The sequence below is a fragment of the Gemmiger qucibialis genome, assembly GCF_027689445.1.
GTDB classification, from domain to species: domain Bacteria; phylum Bacillota; class Clostridia; order Oscillospirales; family Ruminococcaceae; genus Gemmiger; species Gemmiger qucibialis.
Window position 1 is genome coordinate 424330 of the sequence record NZ_JAQFEN010000001.1, and the last position, 25485, is coordinate 449814.

At 56.4% G+C, this 25485-nt stretch carries 18 protein-coding genes; 7 read left to right on the forward strand and 11 right to left on the reverse strand.

The window, feature by feature from the left end; genetic code table 11:
* Position 1: 1 nt before the first annotated feature.
* The 7 genes from PG062_RS01935 (at position 2) to PG062_RS01965 (ending at position 10689) form a co-directional block, all read left to right on the forward strand.
* Positions 2-1759 carry a right-handed parallel beta-helix repeat-containing protein gene (locus PG062_RS01935; RefSeq protein ID WP_270750840.1) on the forward strand — a complete coding sequence of 586 codons (1758 nt, stop codon included), beginning with the start codon at positions 2-4 and terminating at the stop codon, positions 1757-1759.
* 17 nt (positions 1760-1776) lie between these two features.
* Positions 1777-4092 carry a YfhO family protein gene (locus PG062_RS01940; RefSeq protein ID WP_270750841.1) on the forward strand — a complete coding sequence of 772 codons (2316 nt, stop codon included), beginning with the start codon at positions 1777-1779 and terminating at the stop codon, positions 4090-4092.
* Positions 4093-4095: 3 nt separating this feature from the next.
* On the forward strand, positions 4096-5073 hold the full coding sequence (locus PG062_RS01945) for a glycosyltransferase family 2 protein (protein ID WP_113998713.1): 978 nt from the start codon (positions 4096-4098) through the stop codon (positions 5071-5073).
* A gap of 657 nt (positions 5074-5730) precedes the next feature.
* Positions 5731-6147, forward strand: coding sequence for an ArsR/SmtB family transcription factor (locus PG062_RS01950; RefSeq protein ID WP_199488062.1), 417 nt, complete (start codon positions 5731-5733; stop codon positions 6145-6147).
* 70 nt (positions 6148-6217) lie between these two features.
* A complete protein-coding gene (locus PG062_RS01955) occupies positions 6218-6433 on the forward strand; it encodes a cation transporter (protein ID WP_270750842.1) in 216 nt (71 codons plus the stop codon).
* Positions 6434-6750: 317 nt separating this feature from the next.
* Positions 6751-8613, forward strand: a complete 1863-nt coding sequence (locus PG062_RS01960) for a heavy metal translocating P-type ATPase (RefSeq protein WP_270750843.1) — start codon at positions 6751-6753, stop codon at positions 8611-8613.
* An 840-nt stretch (positions 8614-9453) separates the two neighbouring features.
* On the forward strand, positions 9454-10689 hold the full coding sequence (locus PG062_RS01965; RefSeq protein WP_270750844.1) for a 6-phosphofructokinase: 1236 nt from the start codon (positions 9454-9456) through the stop codon (positions 10687-10689).
* A gap of 506 nt (positions 10690-11195) precedes the next feature.
* On the opposite strand, the gene PG062_RS01970 is transcribed toward PG062_RS01965, so the two are convergent.
* The 11 genes from PG062_RS01970 to PG062_RS02020 all read right to left on the reverse strand — a co-directional run bounded on the left by PG062_RS01970 (position 11196) and on the right by PG062_RS02020 (position 25418).
* The gene (locus tag PG062_RS01970) at positions 11196-14195 is read right to left on the reverse strand and encodes a phospholipid carrier-dependent glycosyltransferase (RefSeq protein ID WP_270750845.1); all 3000 of its coding nucleotides are present in this window, start codon (positions 14193-14195) and stop codon (positions 11196-11198) included.
* 119 nt (positions 14196-14314) lie between these two features.
* Positions 14315-15709: a cysteine--tRNA ligase gene (gene cysS / locus PG062_RS01975; protein WP_270750847.1), complete on the reverse strand. Its 1395-nt coding sequence runs from the start codon at positions 15707-15709 to the stop codon at positions 14315-14317.
* Positions 15710-15814: 105 nt separating this feature from the next.
* Complete coding sequence (pgsA, locus tag PG062_RS01980) at positions 15815-16390, reverse strand: CDP-diacylglycerol--glycerol-3-phosphate 3-phosphatidyltransferase (protein WP_270750849.1); 576 nt, start codon at positions 16388-16390, stop codon at positions 15815-15817.
* 3 nt (positions 16391-16393) lie between these two features.
* The gene (gene rimO, locus PG062_RS01985; RefSeq protein WP_270750850.1) at positions 16394-17734 is read right to left on the reverse strand and encodes a 30S ribosomal protein S12 methylthiotransferase RimO; all 1341 of its coding nucleotides are present in this window, start codon (positions 17732-17734) and stop codon (positions 16394-16396) included.
* 149 nt (positions 17735-17883) lie between these two features.
* Positions 17884-18525 carry a regulatory protein RecX gene (locus tag PG062_RS01990; RefSeq protein ID WP_270750851.1) on the reverse strand — a complete coding sequence of 214 codons (642 nt, stop codon included), beginning with the start codon at positions 18523-18525 and terminating at the stop codon, positions 17884-17886.
* Positions 18526-18528: 3 nt separating this feature from the next.
* Positions 18529-19713 carry a recombinase RecA gene (gene recA, locus PG062_RS01995; protein WP_270750854.1) on the reverse strand — a complete coding sequence of 395 codons (1185 nt, stop codon included), beginning with the start codon at positions 19711-19713 and terminating at the stop codon, positions 18529-18531.
* Between the two features lie 228 nt (positions 19714-19941).
* Positions 19942-20820: a peptide chain release factor N(5)-glutamine methyltransferase gene (gene prmC, locus PG062_RS02000; protein ID WP_270750856.1), complete on the reverse strand. Its 879-nt coding sequence runs from the start codon at positions 20818-20820 to the stop codon at positions 19942-19944.
* Positions 20814-21770 (reverse strand): DUF1385 domain-containing protein, encoded by a 957-nt coding sequence (locus PG062_RS02005; RefSeq protein WP_114001051.1) that lies wholly within the window; start codon positions 21768-21770, stop codon positions 20814-20816. The genes prmC and PG062_RS02005 overlap by 7 nt, the downstream gene beginning before the upstream one ends.
* 22 nt (positions 21771-21792) lie before the next feature.
* A complete protein-coding gene (locus PG062_RS02010) occupies positions 21793-23238 on the reverse strand; it encodes a sensor histidine kinase (RefSeq protein ID WP_270750858.1) in 1446 nt (481 codons plus the stop codon).
* Between the two features lie 34 nt (positions 23239-23272).
* On the reverse strand, positions 23273-23980 hold the full coding sequence (locus PG062_RS02015; protein ID WP_114001052.1) for a response regulator transcription factor: 708 nt from the start codon (positions 23978-23980) through the stop codon (positions 23273-23275).
* A 103-nt stretch (positions 23981-24083) separates the two neighbouring features.
* Complete coding sequence (locus PG062_RS02020; RefSeq protein ID WP_270750862.1) at positions 24084-25418, reverse strand: hypothetical protein; 1335 nt, start codon at positions 25416-25418, stop codon at positions 24084-24086.
* Positions 25419-25485 lie beyond the last annotated feature (67 nt).

Genomic DNA, 25485 nt, shown 5'->3' on the forward strand with positions numbered 1-25485 from the left:
TATGGCCAAAAAAAAGGCAAATTCGTTTGTTCTTACCATTGCGGGCATTGCTGCTGCCACCGTGATCGGCGTGGTCGGGGTCAAGCTGACCCCTGCCCCGCATGTGATTTTCAGCCTGGCCCCCAGCGCAGAACCACAGGCTACCGCTGAGCCGGAGCCCATCAGCTGCGTGCTGGCCGGTACCGGGCAGGTTGTGGATTTTGCGGATCCCGGCGCAGAGGAATATGTTTCCCTGCTGGATACCGACAGCCAGAGCCTGACCGAGCGCTATGCCCTGCCCGCTTTGGAGCGGATGACCCAGTCCGATACCGAAAGCCTGATTGCCCCTTTGCAGGTCATCCAGCGCATTCAGACCCTCGGTATTGACCCTGCCACCTTTGATACCCCGGAGGCCAACTGGAAAAACCTGTACAACTCTGTCATGACCCGGCTGGCCCCCCTGGCCACCGCCGAAACCGCCCAGGCTGTGAATTTTACCGGTTCCAGCCTGGCAGAACTGAATGACTTTCTGGCAGCCAACCCCGGCAGCACGGTGGAGGTCATCTCCCCTGCTCTGGTGATGGATGCCACCCTGGTGGTACCCACTGGTACGATCCTGCACGGCAACGGCGCAGTGCTGACCCCCGGCAATGAAACGCTGGACAAAGCCATTGTTCTGGACCAGGCGGAAAATACCGCCGTGACCGGCTTTGTCATCAACGGCGGGTGCAATTACGGTGTGTATGTCAAGAATTCCCGCAGTTTCTATCTGGCTGCCCTTGACATCAGCAATGTTTCCCTCAAGGGCCTTTGCGTTATGGGGGAGAACACCGGCTTTGCACTGGTCAATAACAGCATCCATGAAAACCAGAATGGTGCCATCTTCCTGAACGGCGAGATCAGCAATGGCGTGATCGAGGGCAACCGCATTGAAAATAACTCTGGTGCCCGCAACCTGACCGCCGGGCTGGTGCTCTGCTCCATGCCCATTGAGGACATTGAGACCGCCTACAATCCGTTCCCGGATGAAATGCTGTACGATATTTTACAGTCTCCCCATCAGCTGGTTGTGCGCGGCAACACGGTTGCGCAGAACCATTCCTCCGGCATTTATTCGGAAAGCGGCTACCTGAACTATTATGTAGAGAACACGATCTACAAGAACGAAAAAGAGGGCATGTGCCTGGATTACGGCTCCTTCGGCAACTACATTACCGGATGTGAGATCCGCCAGAACGGCGGCCGCAACCGCATGAGTGATGAGGATCTGGAAGCTGACTTTATTCTGGATCAGGGCCGCATGGCGGATGGTTCCTCCCCCGCCAAGCTGCCCGGCATCTCGCTGGATAACACCGCCTACAACACCATTTACGGCAACATTGTGCGGGACAATTACGGTTCCGGCATCAAGGCTGTGCGCTCGGCGTTCAGCAACACCATTCTGTGCAACCAGATCATTGACAACAACCGGGGTGCCAGCGATACCTTCCACTTCTTTGGTATTGAGCTCAGCACTGACCTGAACGCGGACGAAGCCGTGCAGGGCCTGGATTTTACCCCCTGCTATGAGAACATCATTGCCCGCAACACCATTTCCGGCGGGCATTACGCCGGGGTGTTTATGGGCGAAGATGCGTTCATGAATGATATTTTTGACAATACCTTTATGGACTGCACTGACTGGGCTATGGAATCCCTGAGTGAAAAATACAACTCTACCCTGAACAATATGGCAAACATGCCCACCCGCGGGATCGAACTTTCTAACGGTCAGGGCTGATGCCGCGAGGCTGCTACATGAAACAAACACTGCAAAACCGTTTCCCGCGCCGGTGGCTGCTGCTGGCTTTTGTGCTGAACTTTGCCATTGCCGCGGCTGCACTGCTGCCTTACATGATACGGGACGGCGGCCTGCTGTTGATTGCGGCGGATTTTGACGCAGAACAGCTCTCCTACAACATGCTGTGCAACAACGCCATCAAAAGCGGCGAGGTACTGTGGAACTGGCGCATTGATATTGGTTCGGACTTTGTATCCTCGTTCAGCTTTTACACCCTTGGCAGCCCGTTTTTCTGGCTGAGCTTTCTCTTCCCCGCCAGCGCGTTTCCCTATCTGGTCGGCTGGATCTATATGCTCAAATATGCTGTTGCCGGGCTGATCTCGTTTGCCTACTTCCGCCGCAGTGCCAGCGAGAAAAGCGCCCTGCTTGGCAGTGTGTTGTATGCATTTTCCGGTTTTTCCTGCATCAACGTGGTGTTCTATCACTTCCATGATGTGATTGCCCTGTTCCCGCTTTTGATGCTGGGGCTGGACAAACGCATGCAGGAGGGCAAAAAAGCTCCGTTCCTGTTTGCCGTTGCCATCAACGCGCTGGTCAACTATTACTTCTTTATCGGGGAAGTTTTCTTCCTGGTGTTTTACTATATTACGCGGTATCTTTTTGGCGGTGAGGACGCACGCCCCGGGGCGGATCTGCGCAAAAATGCCCGCAAAATTCCGGCCTGCATCCTGGAAGGCTGTCTGGGCGTCGGCATGGCGGGGGTACTGTTCATCCCCTCCATTGCGGCGGTGCTCAATAATCCCCGCGTATCGGATCACATCAGCTTGAGCCAACTGACCTTTGACTGGCCCAATTACCTGCAAATGCTGCGGGCGCTCTTCTTCCCGGCGGAGAATATGTTCAATTTTTCCGCTGTGGTGCATGATAACTGGTATTCCATCGCGGCGTACCTGCCCTTGGTAGGCGTCTGCCTGGTTCTGGCTTATCTGCTGCGCTGGAAGTGGGACTGGCTGCATGTGCTGCTGGTGGGGCTGTTCCTTGTAGCAGCCAGCCCGGTCAGCAACAGTCTGTTCGTCATGTTCACCAGCGAGCCGTACCGCCGCTGGTATTACATGCTGGTGTTCCTGCTGGTGCTGGCCACCATCAAAGTGCTGGACCATCTGCAGGACTACCCTTGGCGTGCGGGCTGCGGTATTTCGGCTGCAATCATCGCCGCTATCACGCTGTATCTGTACGTCAAGCGCGATACCATAGTGTACCGCAAATACTGGCTGGTTGTGTTGACATTGATTGCCATCGGCGGCGTGGTTCTGCTGTTTGCTGCCCTGGGCGGGGTGCGGCGGCTGCGCCTGCGCCGCCCCATGGCTGCCCTGACGGCCTGCACTGCTCTGGTTGCTGCACTGACCACTGGTTTTACCGTGGGCACCTATCAGCGTGCCTACACCCAGACGATCGGCCTGACCACCACAGAAATTTATGATAATGTCATCCACAGCGGCGACGGTCTGACGGATGCCCTGCCCTACCGCTATTATTTCTGGGAGCCGTATTCCAACCGCGGCATGGCGGCTTACCTGCCGGACCGTACCTCCTTTTTGAGCACGCTTTCCCCCTCCATCTTTACACTGTATGATGCCCTAGGGGACGAGCGCCACGCCATCACCCCCGCCGGGCCGGAGGGCACCAACGAACTGCTTTCCGTTGGGTATTATATCCGCAACAACTCCGACTGGCCGGATGAAATCTACACCAGTTTTTCCAACGGTCACGAGCAGATCAACGTCTATCAGGATTCCCACGCCCTGCCCATCGGCTTCTGCTATGATACCTACATGACCCGCAGTGAGTTTGACGAGATTGACCCCGCCGAGCGCGCCCATGCCATGCTGAAAACCCTTGTGGTGGCGGACGAGGACGAAGCCACTGTTTCCGCCACGCTGCGCCACTATGATGCCGCGCTGGATGGCGAGATCAGCCAGGAGAACAAGTTTGCCGACATGGACAAGCGCCGCGAAGCCTGCACCGATGTGTTTGATTATGGCACAGACTATTTTTATTCCGAAATCACATCCGGCAGCGAGCAGTACGCGTTTTTCAGTGTTCCCTATGACAAGGCGTGGAGCGCCACGGTCAACGGCGAATCTGCAGAGATCCTGAACATCAACGGCCTGATGGCCGTCAAGGTGAATGCCGGTAAAAACTGTATTCGTTTCCACTACTCCCCCACCCCGCTCTGGCGCGGGATCGGGGTCAGCGCCATTAGCATTCTGCTGACGGCAATTTACCTGCTGGCCGGGCGGCGCAGCAGAAAAAGCAAAAAAGAGGTGCTGTAAACCATGAAGGCTACCCGCGAAAATCCAATCCTGTACATCGTGATCCCCTGCTATAACGAGCAGGAGGTCCTGCCCATTACCAGCAAGCTGTTTTTGAAAAAGATCACCGACCTGGTTGCCGCCGGTAAAATCAGCGATGACAGCCGCGTGCTGTTTGTCAACGATGGCTCCAAGGACAAAACCTGGTCCATCATCTGCGACCTGGCCAAGAGCGACAAGCACTACATCGGCATCAGCCAGAGCCGCAACCGCGGTCACCAGAACGCAGTGCTGGCCGGTTTGATGGAAGCCAAGGACAAGTGCGATATCACCATCTCCATTGACTGCGACGGTCAGGACGATATCAACGCCATGGACGCCATGGTAGATGCCTATGTGAACGATGGCTGCGAAGTTGTGTACGGCGTGCGCTCCAAGCGCGATACGGATACCTTCTTCAAGCGCTTTACGGCAGAAAGCTTCTACAAGCTGCTGAACGCCATGGGGGCCGAGGTTGTTTACAACCACGCGGACTACCGCCTGATGAGCGCCCGCGTGCTGCATGAGTTTGCCAATTTCAAGGAGGTCAACCTGTTCCTGCGCGGCATGGTGCCGCTGGTGGGCTTTAAATCCACCAGCGTTGCTTACGAGCGCCACGAGCGCATTGCGGGTGAAAGCCACTATCCCCTGTCCAAAATGCTGTCCCTTGCGTTTGACGGCATCACCAGCCTTTCCGTCAAGCCCATCCGGTTCATTACCGGGTTTGGCGTTATTGTGGCGCTCATCAGCTTTATCGGCGTGATCTGGGCCATTGTGGAAGCGCTGCTGGGTGCCACCGTATCCGGATGGGCCAGCATGACCAGCATCATCTGCTTTGTTTCCGGCGTACAGCTGATCTGCCTGGGCGTGATCGGCGAGTACATCGGCAAGATCTACATGGAAACCAAGCGCCGCCCCCGCTACATCATCAGTGACCGCACGTGGGATGAGGATGAGAAGTAATCGGCTGGGCAGAGTTACGCCTGTTTGCTTTACCTAAGGCAATACCGCATAATTCTAAGTGCCGATACGGCGAGCGAGGTGCGGCAGATGCTAAGCCAAAAGCGCAGATAATACTGGATGCTGCAAAGGTGAGCGCCGCCAGTGGCGGAAACAGCGAACCGAAGCAGGGGCAGCGGTCGCAGAGTGCGAGGGGCTTTTGCCCCCGAAGCACGATGCGGGTACCGCAACCCGACATTATCGAGCATTTTGGCAACGCAGATGCCGTGCCGCAGCTGCCGGAGCGGTGCTTAAGCCGCAAGGCGGGAATTGTGCGGTGTTGCCCTAATATAGCACCAACAAAATAAATTTGTGCCGCGCGTTTTGCCCCTTGTATGGGGGTGGGACGCGCGGCTTTTTTGTTGTTTCGGAGGTTTCCATGCTCACGGTTGACTCATTTTGCAGGAGAGTATTTGCGCCGCGGCCCACCGACATGATTCTTTATTATTTATTCATTATTCTTTCTCATCCCCCACCCCCGGCCCCTCTCCTTCCATAAAAAATTTCCCGATATTTTTTGCCTTCCCTTATTGACAAACGCCCCTGTTGGCAGTATTATAATGTTAACATATGAGCAATCATTCATATGATAAAATGTTTGATACCGAGGTGATACTCCCAATGCCTGATACCAAAAAGTTCCCGCAGCCCGCCACAGCACCGGATGGCTTAGCCAACGCCCTGCCTGATGTTCCGGTATGTGACCCAGACTGCCACGGTGAGCCGGATATCGTTGCCAGGCTGCGCAGCGATCTGCCGGACGACGAGGTTCTGTATGACCTTTCGGAACTGTTCCGTGTGTTTGGGGATACCACCCGCATCAAGATCCTGTACGCGCTGTTTGAGAGTGAGCTGTGCGTAGGCGATTTGGCCCAGCTGCTGGATGTTTCCCAAAGCGCCGTCAGCCACCAGCTGCGGCTGCTGAAAGCCAGCAAGCTGGTCAAGTTCCGGCGGGACGGAAAAACGGTGTTCTATTCCCTGGATGATGATCATGTGCGCAGCATGATTGCGCTTGGCATGGAGCATGTGGAGGAATAAAACGCCCCCAACTCTTGTTGCCCCTTATTTTTCAAAAAATATTGATCATAAAACCAAAGGAGATATTATCATGCAGAAGAAATTCAAAATCGAAGTTGATTGTGCAAACTGCGCCGCCAAAATTGAAGATGCCGTTAAAAAGCTGCCCGGCGTGAACAGCGCTTCCGTCAGCTTTATGGCCCAAAAGATGGTTCTGGATGTCGATGATAATAAGTTCGATGCCGTGCTGAAGGATGTTGTTAAGACCGCCAAGCGTGTTGAGCCGGACTTTGAGATCGAGCTGTAAGCTCCTTGCATCAGCATTTTCGGACGGTTTCCAACCGCCTGAAAGTTTCGGAATCCATTCCAAGCGGCGGACATGTGCCGACGCTTGGAATACCTTGCAAGCAAAAAAGCAGGTCCGAGTGCCGTCCAGGCATGAGAACATGCTTCTTTGCGGCAGGGTGGTTCCAAAGGAGGGGTGCAGGAGCGTGGCGCAACCACACTGCGGCGAACCCCACCTTTGTAGCGTGGAGCTTTTGTGACACGCTCAGGGCGGTTTCCAACCGCCCTTATTTTTGCCCCTTTTTTCCAGACGAATACCCAAAAGAGAGGTCTTATCTTATGACAAAGAAGCAGAAAAAGACGCTGAAACGTATCATTATTTCAGCGGTGCTGTATCTGGCCATTATTCTGGCTTCCAAACTGGTGGCTATACCCTGGTATCTGGAGCTGGTGCTCTTCCTGGTGCCGTACTTCATCATTGGCCACGATGTGCTGCGCAAAGCTGTGCTGGGCATTGTTCACGGCGAAGTTTTTGACGAAAACTTTTTGATGGCCGTTGCCACTGTGGGAGCGCTCTGCCTGGGTGAGTTCAGTGAGAGCGTTGCCGTTATGCTGTTCTACCAGATTGGCGAACTGTTCCAGAGTTACGCCGTCGGCAAAAGCCGCAAGAGCATCAGCGATTTGATGGATATCCGCCCCGACAGCGCCAACCTGGAAACTGCCGACGGCACGGTAAGTACCGTTGATCCCGACGATGTGCCCATCGGCTCTGTGCTGGTCGTGCGCCCCGGCGAGAAAGTTCCCATTGACGGCGAGGTCATTTCTGGCGAAAGCACGCTGAACACCGCCGCCCTTACCGGCGAAAGCAAGCCTCGCTTTGTGCATCCCGGCAGCGAGATCATCAGCGGCTGCGTGAACGGCGACGGCCTGCTGAAGCTGCGCACCACCAAGCTGTACGGTGAATCCACCGTTGCCAAGATCCTGGACATGGTGGAAAATTCCAGCCTGAAAAAGGCCCGCGCTGAAAACTTTATTACCAAGTTTGCCCATTATTACACCCCCGCCGTCTGCATCGGCGCTTTGGTACTTGCCATTTTACCACCGCTGGTGCTGGGCGGCGGCTGGCTGACCTGGATCAGCCGTGCGCTCACCTTCCTGGTTATCAGCTGCCCCTGCGCGCTGGTCATCAGCATTCCTCTGAGCTTCTTCGGCGGCATCGGCGGCGCTTCCCGCTGCGGCATCCTCATCAAGGGCGGTAACTATCTGGAAGCACTTGCCAACACCTCCATTGCTGTGTTTGATAAAACCGGCACCCTGACCAAGGGCGTTTTTGCCGTCAGCCAGGTCAGCCCGGCCAACGGCTGCACTGAAAAAGAGTTGCTGGAACAGGCTGCTTTGGCCGAAAGCTTTTCCAGCCATCCCATCAGCAAGAGTCTGCGCGAAGCCTGCGGCGAGCTGGATGCCCGCCGTGCGACCGATGCTCAGGAAATTGCTGGCCACGGTGTCCGCACTATGGTGGACGGCCATGTGGTGCTGGCAGGCAACGCCCGCATGATGGACGACAGCAAGATTACCTACACCAAAAATACCGGCACCGGTACTGTGGTTTATGTGGCGCGTGACGGCCAGTTCCTTGGCTCTGTTCTGATCGCGGACGAAGTGAAGGAACACTCCAAGCAGGCCATTGCCGCCCTGAAAGCCCAGGGCGTGCGTACCATCATGCTGACTGGCGACAGTGAAGCCGTTGCCAGCGAGATCAGCGGCCAACTGGGGCTGGATGAATACCATGCCCAGCTGCTGCCCGCCGATAAAGTCAACCGCGTGGAAGAGCTGCTGGCCACCAAGGGCAAGAACGATATCCTGACCTTTGCCGGTGATGGCATCAACGACGCCCCCGTGTTGATGCGCGCCGATGTCGGCATCGCGATGGGCGCCATGGGAAGTGACGCTGCTATTGAGGCCGCTGACGTTGTTCTGATGGATGACGACCCGGCCAAGATCAGCCTGGCTATGAAGATTTCCCGCAAGTGCATGCACATTGTGTACCAGAACATTGTATTCGCCCTTGCCGTCAAAGCCATCTTCCTGTTGTTGGGAGCCTTTGGCATTGCCAATATGTGGTGGGCTGTCTTTGCCGACGTTGGCGTTATGATTCTTGCCGTGCTGAACGCCATGCGTATGCTGATTGTTGAAAAGAACTAAGCGAGCGTTTTTTCCGGATCTTATCAAATAACATTAAGGCAATACCGCATAATTCTAAGTGCCGATACGGCGAGCGAGGTGCGGCAGATGCCAAGCCAAAAGCGCAGATAATACTGGATGTCTTATCGAGCATTTTGGCAACGCAGATGCCGTGCCGCAGCTGCCGGAGCGGTGCTTAAGCCGCAAGGCGGGAATTGTGCGGTGTTGCCTTAGAATATCCCGGAACGGTGTGCCGCCTGCTGTGGGCGGCTCCCACTCCGGGATATTTTGTTTCTTATTGGGAACCTTCCTCTTTCACTTTGGGGACATGCTATCTTTTCAATCAAACCGATCCATATAAATCATGGTTGGCTTCGGATCTCTGTGAACCTTTTCCTCCGGTCTTTATTGTTTCTTCTTCACTCTCCACTTTTCTGTTCCGGAAATTTCTCTTTACATAAAAAGCGCCTGTCTATTGCCGCCTACATACAAATTTTGCACTTATTACGGTACAAAAAGTGTTCTTTTCGCCTGCCGTTTTTCGTTATTTTTACACGTATATGCAATTTTTGCAATGTTTTTAGGCGTTTTCTCGCAGTTATTTCTTTCACAAGGCTATGCAATTCCGCTGTATGGAATGATTTTCCTCAATACGGAAAGCGCAACGCTTTGCAGGTTCCGGCAAGCGGAACAAAAATAGTGCTAAATATTCTTTCTTACTTTTGTCAACCCCTGCAATGGTATCCCATATTAAAAAATGTTACACTAATTATGACATAATTGTGCATAGGGCGGCCCGCCTGCCTCACGGCACACAAACAGCAGTGCGCACGGCACTGCCGAAGAGAAGGAGATTATTTTATGGCAAAAAATGCGATCGTCGGTCAATCCGGCGGCCCCACCTCAGTCATCAATTCCAGCCTGGCCGGCGTTTATGAAAGCTGCAAGCGCCGCGGTGCAGGTAAGGTGTACGGCATGATGCACGGCGTGGCCGGCCTGTTAGAGCGCCGCGTCTGCGTACTGGATGACAAGTTGAAAAGTGCCATGGACATTGAGCTGCTCAAGCGCACACCGTCCAGCTATCTGGGCAGCTGCCGCTACAAGCTGCCCGACTGGCACACCGCCGAGGGCGAAGCCGTATACCAGAAGCTGTTCGAGATCCTGGGCGAGCTGGATATCGGCTATTTCTTCTACATCGGCGGCAATGACAGCATGGATACCATCGGCAAGCTGGCTGATTACGGTGCCCACATTGGCAGCGATATCCGCTTTATGGGCGTTCCCAAGACGATTGACAATGACCTGATGGTGACCGACCATACTCCCGGTTACGGCAGCGCCGCCAAGTACATTGGCGTTGTGATGAAGGAGATCATCCGCGATGCCACCGTATATGGCACCAAGTACGTTACCATTGTGGAGATTATGGGCCGCAATGCCGGCTGGCTGACCGCCGCTGCCTCCCTGGCAAAGGGTGAGGACTGCGAGGGTGTGGATATGATCTGCCTGCCCGAAGTTCCCTTTAATGTAGACCGCTTTGTGGAAAAAGTGGAGCGGATGCAGAAAGAAAAGCCTTCCATCGTGATTGCTGTTTCCGAAGGCGTTAAACTGGCTGATGGCCGCTATGTCTGCGAGCTGGCCGACGATGTGCACGCAGTTGACGCGTTCGGCCACAAAGCCCTGACCGGCACGGCACGCTTTTTGGCCAACACCGTTGCCCGCCGTCTGGACACCAAGACCCGCTGCATTGAGCTTTCCACCCTGCAGCGCTGCGCTGGCCACCTGACCAGCCGTACCGATATCACCGAGGCATACCAGGTGGGCGGTGCTGCCGCCAAGGCCGCTTTTGAGGGCCACACCGGCGAAATGGTCGCACTGGACCGCATTTCCAACGCACCGTACCAGTGTACCACCAGCCTGCACCCCATCAGCGAGGTTGCCAACCTGGAAAAGAAAGTTCCGCTGGAATGGGTCAACGCCGACCACACTGCCATGCTGCCGGAGTTCCTGGCTTATGCTATGCCGCTGATTCAGGCCGAGCTGACCCCCATCTATGTTGAGGGCTTGCCCCACCATATCTACCTGCCGGAAACCTGATTTTTGCCGCGTAAGCCTCTACCTTGCGTGAAGATCGGTACTTATCGCATATAGAATATTGATTGGCCGCCGCCCTGATTGGGGCGCGGTTTTTGTTTGGGGGATCTTCTAACGTGTCAGTAGGGCGGCCAAGTCGGAGCGCCAGGTTAGAGATGCACTCTAAAAATATTGCTTTTTCTTCAAATTCTCCTGCACACAAAAATGTGCGACCCCGCTGCATTCACCGCCCGGAGCCGCACATTTATTTTATATAGGCAACACCGCACAATTCCCGCCTAGCGGCTTAAGCACCGCTTCGGCGGCTGCGGCACGGCATCTGCGTTGCCAAAATGCTCGATAAGACATCCAGTATTATCTGCGCTTTTGGCTTAGCAGCTGCCGCACCTCGCTCGCCGTATCGGCACTTAGAATTATGCGGTATTGCCTATAATGTAATTCGTGAAAATAATTAAAGTTTTTCGCCAAGCCTTTTTTCAAAAAGGCCGAAAAGACTCCCCGTAACTGCCTTAATAGAACCCGTAACTCGGCAAAATCTTGGTGCTCTGCGCCCACAGGGTCGGCACGGGCAAGCCGGACAGAACGGGATAGAACCAGGCAAAGCACACCAGCGCCGCAATGCACAGCCCCGCGCCAATCTTTTTGGCGCGGTCCTGCCGCTTCATCTGCGTTAAAACCAGCACAATGGCCGTCAACGCAAAGACCGAGCTGGGGAAGTAATGGTACATGAAAGTGCAGCGCGATACCAGCATCCAGGAAAGCAGCTGGCTGGCGTACAAGATCAGAACGCCCGCTCCCTTTGCCGTGCCGCGAGCCGAAACCTGGCGCCACAGGAGCAGCAAAATGCAGAACAGCCCCGCCCAGCAAATGACCGGGTTATAAAAACCCGCAATGCTGCCCTGAAGCCCAGCTTCCAGGTAAGAATTTTTGTAATACCACACTGGGCGCAGGTCCAGCAGCCAGGTGTACCAGCGGCTTTCAAACGGGTGGGTTGCTTTCAGGGTGGAATGGTACCAGTACATGTAGGTTTGGCAATCCCACCAATCCCGCAAACCAAAGGTAGGGTCTTTCCACCAATAAGGCAGGTAGGATGCAAGATAGATCAGGAACGGCACAACGATGTAAAACGCCACACCGCCCACAGCAGCCATCCGGAATTCTTTCCAGAAGCCCGGCTGTTTTTGCTTCCAGCGGGCATACAGCACACCCAGGTACAATACCGCAAGCCCTGCCCCGGCATAAATTCCGGTCCACTTGGATGCACACCCAAGCCCAAATGCCACGCCGCCCAGCGCCATGGGCAGCAGCGAGCCGTCTACGCCGTTTTGCAGCACGCTCTGGCAATACCATACCATAAAATATGCGCCTAACAGGATAAAGAACGTACCGTAAATATCGATTGTGGCAATGCGGCTTTGGGAAAATCGCATGAACCCAGCGGCAATCAGCGCACCTGCCATGGCCCCGGCCCAGCGTTTGTGGGTCAGACGGCGGGCAAAGCACCACATCAGCGGCACCAGCATCACGCCGAACAGCGTTCCGGCACAGCGCCAGCCAAAGGCTGTCATTCCAAAAATAGCAATGCCCAGCATGATAAAATCTTTGCCCAGCGGCGGGTGGGTGGTTTCGTATGCCGTCATGCGGTGCAGCATTTCGTACCCAGTACGGCCATGATAGATTTCATCGAAATACATGCTGTTCAGCTGGCTGATGGTATCTGGCACTTCGCTCTGCTCATCAAACAGGGCATCGCCGCCCGTTACCGGCACCAGCGCACCGGTGGCATCCCGCAGGGCCAGTTCAAACATCTGCGCATTTTCAATCGTTGCGGTCAGGGTCTGCCCTGCCGGAGCCGTGATGGCCGTTTTGGTCCAGCAGAACGGCGTTGCATAGCTCAGTTCCTTCTGGTACAGCTCATTGCCCGCTGCATCCGTGATGCGCAGGCTGCCGCCGGTGGAAATGCCGGGGTACACCCAGATTTCCACCGCGTCCTGCTGCGGGGTAAAGTCGATGGTTGCCGTGCTGTCCGTAGCATCCACAGGGTTCTGCGGTGCTTTCATGCTGCCAAGGTAGGCAAAGCTCACCACAGCAACGATCAACGTCAGCGTTGCCAAGGCTTTCTTCTCTTTAGCCGTCCAGGCAGGCTGCGGATCAATGCGCAGGGTGCACAGTTCCAGCTTTTTCTGCACTGTTTTTGTTTTATCTTTTTCGATGGTTTCCACTTTTGCCAGTGGAGAAATCGCTCCATGGCGGCAGATGGCCCACGCGGTGAAAGCCAGCAGCACAAAGGCTGCCGTTTCGGCAAAGCCGACTGCCATGGCAAACTCGCGGCTGGTATCGCTGCTGAGCCACTCGTCATCGCTGCCTACCAGGGTATACACAGTTTCCAGGTTCAAGAAGCCCGTTATCGACAGACCAAACCCGGCGCCATACAGACGGATGTCATTCCAGCGCGCCGCAGCAAGCAGTACCAGCAGCATGCCCAGCACCAGGTAACGCTCGTGCATGCAATGGGCAAAGGTAAAAATCCCCACCGTGTAAAACGCTGCCAGCAGCAGCGGGGAAAACCGCCCCGCCCGCCAGCTGATGACCGCCAGCACCACAAGCAGCACCGTGATAACAGCGATGTTGAAAATGCCCAGCACTTTCCAGCTCAGGTTAAACACCGGGCAAGCATCCAGCGCCTGCCAGTTGCCGCCCAGCGCTGCAAACCAGTTGAACGCATTGATGGTGGCATACTGGTAGCCAGACGCCGTGGTGATGTACTTATCGATCAAGGACGGCACCAGATTTTTTGCCCCGTAAAACGGCAGGCCCGCCAGCAGCGGCGGCAGCAAAGCCAGCGCAGCACCGCCAAAAATCTGGCCGACCGATTTCAGCGGGCTTTTGCCATCCCGCACGGCATCCGCAATAGCCACCAAAAAGCAGACGGCCAGCACCGGCCCAGCCAACAGTGCCTGCGGCTTGATGGCCAGCGCCACGCCATACAGCACCGCAGCGAGCAGGTAGCGGCGCTCTTCCAGCAACCAGAAGCAGAGCAGCAGCGGCAGCGCAAAAGCCCCATCGATCTGCTTCCAGATGCCGGTATCAAACAAGGTCAGCGGGCAGAACGCCGCAAACAGCACCAGGCAGCGCTGTGCCCTGCCCTGCCCCATATACCGGCGGCTGATATGGTCCAGCAGCACCACGGCGGCACAATCACAGATTGCGGGGATCAGTGCCAGCAAAAAATAGGTCCAGCGGGATTCATAGCTCAGTTGGAGCACCTTGCGCACCAGGCTGACCAGCCCCAGCACAAGGATGTAGCCGGGCGGGTAGTCCGCAAAATAATCGGCGCTGTAAAAGGCCGCGGGACCTTCGCTGGCCAGCTTATCCCCCCAGGCCACAAAGCAGCTCATATCATAGGTGTAGCCTTCAGTAACAAGGGCCAGCAGCAGGCGCGCGGCAAGCGCTGCGGCCAATATAATATACAGCGTTCGCTCTTCCTGTTTGGTTCTGGTATTTGTCATTCTGAACTCTCCAGATAATGCAGCGTATTTGCCGCTGCAATAAAATAAGGAACTGGAAGCAGAGGCAGATGCTTCCCTGTTTCCAATTCCTTTGTTTTGCCGTGATTGTGCAGTAATAATTATAGCTTGGTCAGCTGCGGGCCCTTGGCGGTGTCCATCACATTCCAGCCCAGCTCAGTGATTTTGGCGCGCAGAGCATCGGCGCGGGCAAAGTCCTTGGCCTTTTTGGCTGCGGCGCGCTCTTCCACCAGCTGCTTCACTTCGTCGGGGGCTTCCTCGGCCTTGCGGTTGTACATCAGGCCCAGCACACCGGTCAGCTCGTCAAACGTGGCGGCGGCCTTTTCCAACGTAGCCTTATCGGCAACATCGGACATGGTGTTAATATCCTTGACGAACTCAAAAATGGCGGCCAGAGCATCGGGGGTGTTCAGGTCGTCATCCATGGCGGTCTTGAACTTTTTGCGTGCTTCTTCGCACTTTTCAGTCAGGGCAGTGTCAGTGCCATGGGCATTGCGGATGGCAAAATCCAGGTTATCGCGGCAGGTGTACAGGCGCTCCAGGCTGTTCTTGCAGCTCTCGATCAGGTCCACCGTATAGTTCAGCGGCATGCGGTAACCAGCGGTGAGCATAAAATAACGGATCGGCTCATAGCCGTACTTATCGGCAATTTCACGCACGGTAAAGAAGTTGTTGGCGCTCTTGGACATCTTCTGGTTGTTGATGTTCAAAAAGCCGTTGTGCATCCAGTAATGGCTGAAGGTGCAGCCGTTGGCGCACTCCGACTGTGCAATCTCGTTTTCGTGATGGGGGAAAATCAGGTCCTGGCCGCCTGCATGCAGGTCGATGGTCTTGCCCAGGTGCTTACGGGCCATGGCGCTGCACTCAATGTGCCAGCCCGGACGGCCCTGGCCCCAGGGGCTGTTCCAGGAAGGCTCACCCGGCTTGGCGGCCTTCCAGACAGCAAAATCTGCGGGGTCTTCTTTCAGGTCGTCATCCATCTGGCTGCGCAGTTCGCGGTTGCCGCTTTCCAGGTCGTCCAGGTTCAGGTGGCTCAGCTTGCCGTAACCGGGATCAGACTTAACGCGGAAGTAGACATCGCCGTTGTGGGCAACGTAAGCATGTCCGGATTCGACCAGGTCCTTGACGATCTTGATGATCTCACCGATATGCTCGGTTGCGCGGGGGCGCACGGTGGGGGTCTTAACGTTCAGGCCCTCGGAATCTTTGATGTACTCGGCCTCGAACTTGCGGGCAACCTCCTGCATGGTGGTGCCGTCCGCCTGGCCTTTTTTGATCAGTTTATCGTCAATATCGGTGATATTGGAGACATACAGCACCTTGTTGCCAAGGTACTCCAGATAGCGGCGCAGCGTGTCAAACACGATCATGGGGCGCGCATTGCCGATATGGATATAGTTATACACCGTAGGGCCGCAGACGTAAATGCGATAAACGCCTGGCTCCTGCGGGATAAAATCTTCCTTTTTGCGGGTCATGGTATTAAAAATCTGCATGGACAGGAACTTCCTTTCCCAACTTTGCTGGTACGGCGCGGCTAAACCTGCAAACCGTTCAGATTTATTATAGCCGCCCTGATAAGCGGTTGCAAGGGGGCAGCATCATTTTGCCTGCATAAAGCAGGAACGATTCTGCCACAGGTAGATGCAGCCGGAAAGTGCGGTAACGGCAGCAACGGCCCAGCACAGCACCTGGGTGGTAAAGCTGATAACCCCAACGCCGTCCGCCGGGGCGAGCGCCATGGCAAAGTAATAGAAGATGATGGTGACCATCTGCAGCACGGTTTTGACCTTGCCCCACATGTTTGCGGCAATGACGGTACCGGACTCTGCCGCAATCATGCGCACACCGGCCACAGCAAACTCGCGGAACATGATGATGGCCAGCACCACGGGGGAGCAGACATCGTCCACCACCATATAAATAATGGCGGCGGTGGTGAGCATTTTATCAGCCAGCGGGTCCATAAACTTGCCAAAGTCCGTTACCAGGTGGTTCTTGCGGGCCAGGTAGCCATCCAGGAAATCCGTAAAGCTGGCCACAGCAAACAGAATGCCCGCTATCAAGGCATACGTTGCGTTGAACCGGAGCGTGCCCATATGGCTCATGGCAGCAAATACCATAAAAAACGGCACCATGATGACACGCATCATCGTTAATTTGTTAGGCAGATTCATGGTTTATTCCTCCACTTTGCTTTCCGCATAACCATAAAGATCATAAGTATCGGCATCGGTGATGGTAACGTTATAGAACACGCCGGCTTCCAGCGGGGTATCTGCCGGGGTCATGATGCTGCCATCAATTTCCGGGCAGTCTGCTGCGGAGCGCAGCAGGTACATGCCGGTTTCATCGTCCACGCCATCGCAGATGCACTCATAGGTCTTGCCGACCTTTTCTGCTTCCTTTTCCGCGCTGATCTCGGCCTGCACCTCCATAATGTGGTCTGCGCGGCGCTGCTTGACTTCCTCGTCAATCTGGTTGTCCATCTTGGCGGCCACGGTGTTTTCCTCGGCGGAATAGGCAAAGCAGCCCAGGCGGTCAAACTTGACGGTTTTGACAAAGTCGCACAGCTCGCTGTACTGTTCCTCGGTCTCACCAGGGAAACCTGCAATCAGGGTGGTGCGCAGCGTGATGTTGGGGATGGCCGCGCGCAGGCGGCGGATGGCATCCTCAATTTCTTTGCGGCCGCCGCGGCGGTTCATGTTTTTCAGCACCTCGTCATCGCAGTGCTGGATGGGCAGATCGAGATACGGCACAACCTTATTGTTGCGCACAAGGGCTGCGATGAATTCATCGGAGATACGCTCCGGGTAGGCGTACAGCACACGGATCCAGTGGATACCCTCAATGGCGTTCAGCTTATCCAACAATTCGCAAACTGCGCCGGGTTTGCCCCAGTCCTCGCCGTAAGCGGTGGGGTCCTGCGCCACCAGGATCAGCTCTTTCACGCCCTCCCCGGCCAGCCAGCGAGCTTCGGCAACACAGTCGTCAATGGGGCGGCTGCGCAGCGGGCCGCGGATGAGCGGGATGGCGCAGTAATGGCAGCGGTTGTTGCAGCCTTCGGCAATTTTCAGGTAAGCATAGTGGCGCGGCGTGCTGATAACACGGGCACCGCCCAGCTCCATATCGCATTTGGGGCCATAGCTTTCCACTTGGCCCGCGCCGTTGGCGGTCAGACGCTCCACAATGGCGGGCAGAGCGGCGTTGGAGCCAATGCCCACAACGGCGTCCACTTCCGGCATTTCGCTCACAATCTGGGTTTTATAGCGCTCTGCCAGGCAGCCGGTCACGATCACCTTCAGGTTGGGGTTCTGCTGCTTATACTGGCAGGCCATCAAAATGTTTTCAATGGCTTCCTCTTTAGCGGACTGGATAAAGCCGCAGGTGTTGACAATAATAATGTCCGCCTGTTCGGGGTCCGCAACCGTCTGGTGGCCCGCCTTGATCAGCGCGTGGCAGAATACATCAGCATCGACCTGGTTTTTGGGGCATCCAAGGGAAATAATTGCAATATTCATGTATGGTTGTTCCTGTCTCTCTTTTCAGTATGTTATGTTGGGCTCTGCCGCTTGCTTGGGCAAAATTCAGGCAAAGCTATCCGTTCGGTGCATTGATACCACAATGCCGCAGGAGCATTTTTTGCCCCTGCGGTGTGTACTTTTTTGTGTTACGCTTCGGTTTCTTCTGTCTCGGCATCTGCCAATGCCTGGCGGATCACGCTGTGGGAGAACCCGCGCCGTGCTAAAGCGGCAGCTACCTGCTGCCATTTGCCCTGTGCCAGCTTTGCGGCATAGTGGCGTTCCACCAGTGCGCGGGCATTGGCCAGCTCCGGGTTTTCCTCCTCGTCCTCCTCGCTTTGGGCAAACAGAGCTTCCACCGCTTCGGCGGCCACGCCGCGGTCAATGCCTTTGGCGTGCAGATCATCCAGAATTGCACGGCGGCTCTTGCGCTTGCGCAGCAGCTCCGCCGCACGGCGGCGGGCAAAACCGGCGTCATCCAGCAGGTTCAGCTCCTGCATTTTTGCCACGGCGGCGGCAGCGCTGTGGGGGTCAAAGCTGCGGCAGAGCTTTTGATAAAGCTCCCCGGCTGCATGGTCCCGCAGGGCCAGCAGGTCCATGGCTTTATCCACAGCCTTGCGGGTGTCGCTTTTGGTCTGTAGGTCATGGATCTGCCATTCTTCCAGCTCATCCCCGGTATGCAGCCCCGCCATGGCAAAGGTGTCCTCGTCCAGCGAAAAGGCAAACTCGCCGTCAAAGAACAGCGCATAGCGGCCTCTTTTTGTTTCTTTTACCTGTGTCAGCTTCGGCATCGCTTATTCGTCAACCATGATATCGAGGTCCATCTCGCTGCCGGTGGTCTTGGGTGCATCCGCCATGGGAGCGGCAGGGGCATCTTCAGCAGCAACGGGGGTAACAGCCGGCTTCTCCAGCGGCTTCACGGTTCCCTTTTTGCCGGCCGCCAGCAGACGGTCCGCATTTTCGCGTACCTGCTTTTCAATCTCAGCAGCCACATCAGGGTGTTCTTTCAGGTAGAGCTTGGCGTTATCGCGGCCCTGGCCCAGGCGGATATCGCCATAGTTGAACCATGCGCCGCTCTTTTGCACAATGCCCAGCTTAGCACCCAGATCGATCATTTCGCCCAGTTTGGAGATTCCCTCGCCGAACATGATGTCAAACTCGGCCTCACGGAACGGGGGTGCCACTTTGTTCTTGACGATCTTGGCGCGGGTACGGTTGCCGATAAAGGAACCGCTGGCGTCCTTCAGGCCCTCAATGCGGCGCACATCAATACGTACAGAGGAATAATATTTCAGGGCGCGGCCGCCGGTGGTCACTTCAGGGTTGCCGTACATCACACCGACTTTTTCGCGCAGCTGGTTAATAAAGATGCAGACGGTGTTTGTTTTGCCGATGATGCCGGTCAGCTTACGCAGAGCCTGGCTCATCAGGCGGGCCTGCAGGCCAACGTGGGAATCGCCCATTTCGCCTTCAATTTCGGCTTTGGGCACCATGGCAGCAACAGAGTCCACAACAATAGCGTCAATCGCGCCGGAGCGTACCAGAGCTTCGCAGATTTCCATGGCCTGCTCGCCGGTATCCGGCTGGCTGACCAGCAGGCTGTCAATGTCAACGCCAAGGGCGCGGGCATAGGTGGGATCCAAGGCGTGCTCAACGTCGATAAAGGCAACCTCGCCGCCCAGCTTCTGGGCTTCAGCCAGAACATGCAGGGCCAGGGTGGTTTTACCGGAAGATTCCGGCCCATATACCTCAATGATGCGTCCGCGTGGCAGGCCGCCGATGCCCAGCGCCAGGTCCAGCCCCAGGCTGCCGGTGGAAATGGCATCCACCTGCATGGCAACGTTGGTCCCAAGCTTCATCACGGCGCCTTTGCCAAACTGCTTTTCGATCTGGGCCAGTGCCGTCTCCAGCGCTGCCTTTTTATCCCCTGCCGGGCCGGTGGGGAGCTGCTTGGATGAACTTTCCTTTTTTGCTGCCATAAGTTTATATCTCCTTATCTGAGCGATCGTGCGTTGTATCCCATATGCGCCACAGGCAACTGCGGTGCTGTTTTTATTTTGTACGGCAGGTGCGCCGCTATCCAAATGGTCGTCCTGCGTTTATCAGGTATTATTATAACCAATCGCGGCACGAATTACAACCATTTGTTGTCATCTTTTCAAAATTTTCTTCGCATTTTCCACATTTCAGCTGCAAAACGTTGAAAATCAGATGTATTTCACCCGTTGGGCGTACACCACACGGTCGTTGCCGCCGTAATCCTTCCTTGCCTGCACTTGCTGCCAGCCGTTTTGGCGGCATATCTCCATCACATCCGCCCGCTGGGCACAGCCAATCTCAAACACCAGCCACCCACCGGGGCAGACAATATCACGGTAGTGGGCGGCAATGGCGCGGTAAAAATCCAACCCATCCGTTCCTCCGTCCAGCGCCATAGCTGGCTCGTGGGCGGTCTCCGGCATCAGGGCCTGCATCTCTGCCCCGGTCAGGTACGGCGGGTTGGAGATGATCAGCTGCACGCTTTGGGGCATAAGCTCTCGCCAGTATTGCAGCACATCCGCTGCCTTTGCCTGCACACCGGTGCCATGTACGTTGGCTTGCAGGTATTGCAGCGCCTGCGGGCTTTTTTCCACGCAGGTCACGCTGGCACTTGGCACAAAATGGCGGATACCAATGCCCAGGCAGCCAGTTCCGGCGCACAGGTCCAGCACCCGGGGCTCAGGTTTTCCCATCTGCTGCAACAGCTCAATGGCAGTTTCGCACACCACCTCGCTGTCTGCGCGGGGGCAGAGCACACCGGGGCCGACTTTGAAGGTCAACCCCAGAAAGTCCCACTCCCCTGCCAGGTATTGCAGCGGCACCCGCTGCATGCGCTGAGCCGCCAGTTCCGCCAGGCACTCAGCCTGCGGCCGGGTAAGCGGGTCAAACAGCAAGCGCGGATCTTTTCCAGCGGCAATGCGCAGCAGTTCGCGGGCGTCGTAATCAGCATCGGGGCAGCCTGCGGCCTGCAGAGCATCCTGCACCATGCGCACAGCCTGGCGCGGCAGAATGCCCGCCAGCTGCTGTGGGGCAAGCGGCGTTACCATTGGCCGTCCTCCGGCTTTTTGGGCAGTACGGGGGTAACGGCGGCGATGGCCACTTCAATCATGTCATCTTCCGGCTCAAAGGTCGTCAGGTGCTGCAGCCAAAGCCCCGGCACCGAAACAGCCCGTGCCAGCAGCGAGTTGGAACGCCCTGCCCACTTCAAAATCTCATAACAGATGCCCACCAGCAGCGGCAGCATGGCCAGCTTGTACAGCACGCGCAGCATGGTACCGCTCCACGGCAGTACCGCATACAGCACAATGCTGACCAGAATGACCAGAATCAAAAAACTGGTGCCGCAGCGGGGGTGGAACCGCGTATGTCTGCGGATGTTAGCAACCGTCAATTCCTCACCTGCCTCATAGCAGGCAATCGTTTTGTGCTCAGCCCCATGGTACTGGAACATGCGGTGGATTTCCTTCATGCGGGTGCAGAGGAACATGTAACCCAAAAAGATTGCCAGCTTGAGCACTGCTTCCAAGATGACCCGCGGCCAGCGCCCCATGGGGATCACTTTTGCCACCAGCCCAGTCAGGAACGTAGGCAGAAAAGTAAACAGAAAAATTGCCAGCACTACACCTGCGCAGGCGGAAAGGGTCATCAGCGCACTTTGTACCTTGGGGCCGGCGTGTTCGTCCAGCCAGCGGTCCAGCTTGCTCTCGTTCTGCTTTTCTTCCTCTTTTTCCTCTTCCGTCATGGCAATATCGGCGGAGTGCATCAGGTATTTGTACCCGTTCATCAGGTTTTCCACCATATTACACACTCCGCGCACCAGGGGAACTTTATTGTACCAGTGGGTGGTCACATCGGAATAGCTCAGATCAATCGTGCCGTCCGGGCGGCGTACCGCACAGCAGATTTTTTCAGGGCCGCGCATCATAATGCCCTCCATCAGGGCCTGGCCGCCCACAGAGGTACGGAATTTTTCAGTTGGACGTTGTTCTTGCGGCATGGGTTCTCCTTTATTTTTGCGGTCAAATCGGCGCGTGCAGATGTTCCTGCCCAGCGTGGTAGATGGGCAGGGTGATGGTAACGGTGGTACCCTGCCCCAACGTTGAGGTGATATCCGCCGTACCGCCCAGTGCTTTGGTGATCTCATCCACCACCGCCAGGCCGATGCCGGAACCACGCACGGCGTTTTTGGCTTTGAAGAATTTCATCTTTACGTTTTGCAGGTCATCCGGCGCAATGCCGCGGCCCTGGTCCCGGATGCTGGCCGTTACGGTGGTGGCGGTGCGGGTCAGGGTAAAGAAAATGGTTCCTTCCGGCGGCGAATATTTGATGGCGTTATCAAATACGTTGACAAACACCTGGCGCAGGCGGGCGGGGTCTGCCCAAACGGGATACGGCTCCGGCGGTTCGTCATACACAAGGTGCAGCCCCTCCTGCCGGATGCGGGCTTCCACAAACAGGGCAGCGTCGGTGGCTTCGGCCACAAAATCCAGCACCTCGCAGTTCAGCTTGATGCCGTTTTGCAGGCGGGAAAAATCCAGCAGTTCCTCCACCATATCATACAGGCGGTCGGTCTCACTGCGGATAATGGTAATACCCTTGCGGTAGTTTTCGTCATCGGGGTCACGGATGTTGGCGATGGTTTCCACCCAGCCTTTGATGCTGGTCAGCGGAGTGCGCAGTTCGTGGCTGACAGAGGAGATGAACTCGTTTTTCATCCGTTCCGTTTTTGTCAGGTCCTCGGCCATCTGGTTGATGGCTTTGCACAGGCGGCCGATCTCATCGTCATACGGGGCATCCGGCAGGCGGGTGGTCAAATCGCCGTGGGCAATGCGATTGGCGGTGGCTTCCACCTGGCCCAGCGGCCGCACAATGGTGCGGATAAAAAACAGGCCGCTGAATACCGCAAACCCCAGCACCACCGCCGCCACGCCGAACGAAACCATCAGCGTGCTGTACCACTGGCGGTCCACCAGCGTCAGGCTGGTAACAAGGCGCATGGCCGTCACATTGCCCGCCGCATAAGGCACCAGGCTGGTAACAGCCATCACGTGTTCGCCGTCCGCTGTGCGGAAAGTGACCATGCCGCTGCCGGTGGAGCCGGTGACAGCCTGATAAAAATCCCTGCCCTCGCTCAGCAGATTCTTGTTCATGGTGCCGCTGGAGGTTGCCAGCACCACGCCGGAGGAATCCAACAGCATGAACTCGAACTTATCTTTTTCATCAAACTGTTCCACCGTGCGGCGCAGGGACTGGCTGCGGCTTTCAGACGTTGCCTGGCTGCTGCCGGCGGTGCCGGTTGCCTGCAAACGTCCCTCCACGGTGGAAAACCGCGCCTGCATGGCACGCTGCACCCCGCCGTACAAATTCTGGTGGCTGTAATACAAAAACAGCCCCAGCGCCGCAGCCAGGATGCAAATGGTAATCAGCAGGCTGCCGCGCAGCCAGCGGCGGGTAATGCTCTGCACAGGCGGCAGCCCCCTTTCCATAAAAATGCGGTAATTATGCGTTCCAGCGGTAGCCATAACCCCAGACGGTCAAAATGTGCTGGGGGCTGCTGGGTTCATCTTCCACTTTCATGCGCAGGCGGCGGATGTTGACATCCACGATCTTGACATCGCCGAAATACCCCTTGCCCCAAACGCCTTCCAGGATCTTTTCGCGCACCAGGGCAGTGCCGGGGTTGCGGAAAAACAGCTCCATGATCTGAAATTCCACCTGGGTCAGGTCAATGGGCTTGCCGGATTTGTACAGCACGCGGCTTTTTTCATCCAGCACAAAGGGGCCGCTGACCAGCTGATCCGGCTCGGAGCCTGCCTGTTCATCGTCCGCAGTGGCGCTGCGGCGCACTCGGCGGGCCAGCGCTTCCACGCGGGCCATCAGCTCCGACACCGAGAACGGCTTGGTGATGTAATCATCCGCGCCGATGGAAAGGCCGCGGATCTTATCGCTCTCCTGCCCTTTGGCGGACGCCATAATAATACCGATGTACGGGTCGCCGTGGCGGATGGTTTCGCACAGCGAAAACCCATCCATGCCCGGCAGCATGATATCCAGCAGCGCTACATCGCAGGGGGGATTTTTCTGGATCAACTCCAGCGCACGTTCCGCGCTGGGGGCTTCCAATACTTCCCAGCCTGTCATTTTCAGGTTCAGTGCCACAAGTTCGCGGATGCTGGCTTCGTCTTCTACGACCAGAATACGTTTCATTGTTTTTCCTTTCCCGGTCGGGATTCTGTTTCCCGCCGCCTGATTGTTATGGCGCACCGCCCGCAGATAGACATGCGCGTTTTACCGTATATTTTTAGTTTTTTTAACGGAACACGGTTGTTCCGTGGATGATATCGTCAATACTCAGGCCATAATACGGGGTCACCACGCGGGCCTGCAGCTGCTGGCTGCCAATGTTGGCAATGCGGCAGTACTCCCCGGCTTCGGTCTGTTCCCCGTCGATGTCCGGGGTTTGGGTTTCTTTGGCGGGGTCGGTCAGGCGCAGTTCGCAATAAACTGTGGTACCCTCGCGGTTGCACACCATCCAGCCGCTGCCATCCCGGTTGGTGCGCAGCAGCACCGAGCCGTGCATGGATTCCGGCAGCGCCAGAAAGAAGCTGTACTCGCTGTCATACACACCAAAGTGACTGCCGGTCTCATCCGCCGCGGCAAAATCCCGCCACAGGATAAAGCGCAGCCGCTTGTCCATTCCGGTGGAAATCTTGCCGCCGTCATCGATCATCGTGGGAATCTCGATCGTTCCGTTGCCGTCCAGATCGGTGCTGACCAGTGCGGCGTCATACCGCAGGGTCGCTTTAGTCAGGTTGGCCACGCCCGCCGGGCGGTAGGTCTGCAAAAATCGGGTTTCCGGGTCATACACTACAATAGAGCTTGCCAGGCTGGTGCCGGAAGCACCGGTCCAGCCATCCACCACCAGATAGTTGCCATCGTCCGCACCAATGCCCGCGTGCAGGGCCGCACAGCCGCTGTAATCCCCAATCGCAAGGGTCTGGGCGGAGCGGAAGCCATCCTCGGTGTTGGTCAGCAGCTGCAGGTTCAGGCCGCCGCCCTCCTGCTCAGCAGGCAGGGCCAATACCAAATCCTGGGTGCCCTCTCCGCCCGTCAGGTTGGCAAGGATCATTTCGGTGTATGCCTGCTTGATGATGATCTGCAGGCCATCCTCGGTGTACAGATACACCACCATATAACGGTCGCCCTGGGCGCTGGCATAGCCGACAAGGATCTGCAAGGAATTTTCATCCCGCAGATGGGCGGTGTTCACGCTTTCCACCTCGCTGGAAAGCCCTTCTGCCGTCTGCGTCACCCGCCAGCCGTTTTCCTCGGTCGGTTCCAGAATAGCCAGGTACACATTGCCCGCAGAGGCATCCAGCGTGTACAGCACGGCGGCTTCATCCTGGCCGTCACCATCCCAATCGCCAAACAAAAGAGGGGAAAGAAAATCGCCGCTGGCAGGGTATTTCAGGGTCGCGGTTACACCAAGGGCGCTGTTGAGCGCCTTTTGTACGGCGCTCGTCTCGCCGGAAGCCTGCGGCGCGCGCAGCAGGGATTCCACATCGCTGCCGGTTACGGCAGAACAGCCGGAAAGCAGCAGCGCGGCTGCCAGTGCGCACGCGGCGCAGCTGCGGCGGTATGGCATGGATATTTTCCCTCCCCTGCATGGTTTCCAGGCACTATTTGCACCCCAGACAAATACAGGTTATAGT

Excerpts from the sequence above, each read along its gene's own strand:
- recA (WP_270750854.1), bottom strand. The coding sequence starts at position 19,713 with ATGGCAGCAAAAAAGGAAAGTTCATCCAAGCAGCTCCCCACCGGCCCG.
- PG062_RS02020 (WP_270750862.1), bottom strand. The coding sequence starts at position 25,418 with ATGCCATACCGCCGCAGCTGCGCCGCGTGCGCACTGGCAGCCGCGCTG.
- PG062_RS01955 (WP_270750842.1), top strand. The coding sequence starts at position 6,218 with ATGCAGAAGAAATTCAAAATCGAAGTTGATTGTGCAAACTGCGCCGCC.
- PG062_RS01935 (WP_270750840.1), top strand. The coding sequence starts at position 2 with ATGGCCAAAAAAAAGGCAAATTCGTTTGTTCTTACCATTGCGGGCATT.
- PG062_RS01945 (WP_113998713.1), top strand. The coding sequence starts at position 4,096 with ATGAAGGCTACCCGCGAAAATCCAATCCTGTACATCGTGATCCCCTGC.
- PG062_RS01940 (WP_270750841.1), top strand. The coding sequence starts at position 1,777 with ATGAAACAAACACTGCAAAACCGTTTCCCGCGCCGGTGGCTGCTGCTG.
- PG062_RS01970 (WP_270750845.1), bottom strand. The coding sequence starts at position 14,195 with ATGACAAATACCAGAACCAAACAGGAAGAGCGAACGCTGTATATTATA.
- PG062_RS02015 (WP_114001052.1), bottom strand. The coding sequence starts at position 23,980 with ATGAAACGTATTCTGGTCGTAGAAGACGAAGCCAGCATCCGCGAACTT.
- PG062_RS01990 (WP_270750851.1), bottom strand. The coding sequence starts at position 18,525 with ATGCCGAAGCTGACACAGGTAAAAGAAACAAAAAGAGGCCGCTATGCG.
- PG062_RS01950 (WP_199488062.1), top strand. The coding sequence starts at position 5,731 with ATGCCTGATACCAAAAAGTTCCCGCAGCCCGCCACAGCACCGGATGGC.
- prmC (WP_270750856.1), bottom strand. The coding sequence starts at position 20,820 with ATGGTAACGCCGCTTGCCCCACAGCAGCTGGCGGGCATTCTGCCGCGC.
- rimO (WP_270750850.1), bottom strand. The coding sequence starts at position 17,734 with ATGAATATTGCAATTATTTCCCTTGGATGCCCCAAAAACCAGGTCGAT.
- pgsA (WP_270750849.1), bottom strand. The coding sequence starts at position 16,390 with ATGAATCTGCCTAACAAATTAACGATGATGCGTGTCATCATGGTGCCG.
- cysS (WP_270750847.1), bottom strand. The coding sequence starts at position 15,709 with ATGCAGATTTTTAATACCATGACCCGCAAAAAGGAAGATTTTATCCCG.
- PG062_RS01965 (WP_270750844.1), top strand. The coding sequence starts at position 9,454 with ATGGCAAAAAATGCGATCGTCGGTCAATCCGGCGGCCCCACCTCAGTC.
- PG062_RS01960 (WP_270750843.1), top strand. The coding sequence starts at position 6,751 with ATGACAAAGAAGCAGAAAAAGACGCTGAAACGTATCATTATTTCAGCG.
- PG062_RS02005 (WP_114001051.1), bottom strand. The coding sequence starts at position 21,770 with ATGCCGCAAGAACAACGTCCAACTGAAAAATTCCGTACCTCTGTGGGC.